We start from the raw sequence: 721 nt of genomic DNA on the forward strand, positions 1-721 counted from the left end.
CTTTGAGGATCACCTTGCGCAGCAAGCAATCTGATGATGAGAGTAAGGTTTCTTCGTCGTGTTGTAGTGTTGAGCGTTCCACGACTTGGTTATGCAATAACTCGACTGAAAGGTGCTCACAGCACTCCCCCAAGCGACGAGATAAAGAGCCTTGCTCCATTAACCACCCTTTGATGGTTTGATTCGGAAAATCAAATTTTTCTGTATTTTGCCAATCTACATTCATTAACGAATTAAGATACAACGGTATTGACTGATTCATACTGGTATTCAATAGGTGACTTTACACGTACAATAAAGCATCAACTTTCGAGCAATCTTAACCGTAAGTTGTGTTATAAACGTATTTAGATTTAGACCGTTCATTGTAACAAGACAAACGCGTTTCGAATATCGCGATTAAACTAAAGAAAAGTCACAAATATGCACAAACGTTATGTAGCCCAAATATTTCTAGCCATCAGCCTACTTTTTTCTTTGCCATCATTGGCTGAAAAGGAGTCGGCACCCAAGCTGGCCTACTTCACGCTGGAGCCAGATCTAACCACCAACTTTTATACCAAAGGGAATAAGCTGGGATACATTCAAGTGCCCATCGACATCATGGTGGCCAATTCAACCGATCTTCCTGCGATTGAACTGCACCAACCCCTGATTCGCGATGCGGTGATTGAACTGCTGGGTAAACAGAATGAAGAGACGATTAAATCGCTCTCTGGAC

Annotated in this window: 2 protein-coding genes; one reads left to right on the top strand and one right to left on the bottom strand. The window is 42.2% G+C overall.

The genetic code is table 11. The features are described from left to right. Nucleotides 1-262, bottom strand: a 262-nt coding sequence (locus tag KIV40_RS26370) for a chorismate lyase (RefSeq protein WP_285352136.1), incomplete at its 3' end; no start/stop codon positions are given. 161 nt (nt 263-423) lie between these two features. On the opposite strand from KIV40_RS26370, the gene KIV40_RS26375 reads away from it, so the two are divergent. Further along, nucleotides 424-721, top strand: a 298-nt coding sequence (locus KIV40_RS26375; protein ID WP_285352138.1) for a flagellar basal body-associated FliL family protein, incomplete at its 3' end; no start/stop codon positions are given.

It is taken from the genome of Vibrio sp. D173a (genome assembly GCF_030248475.1).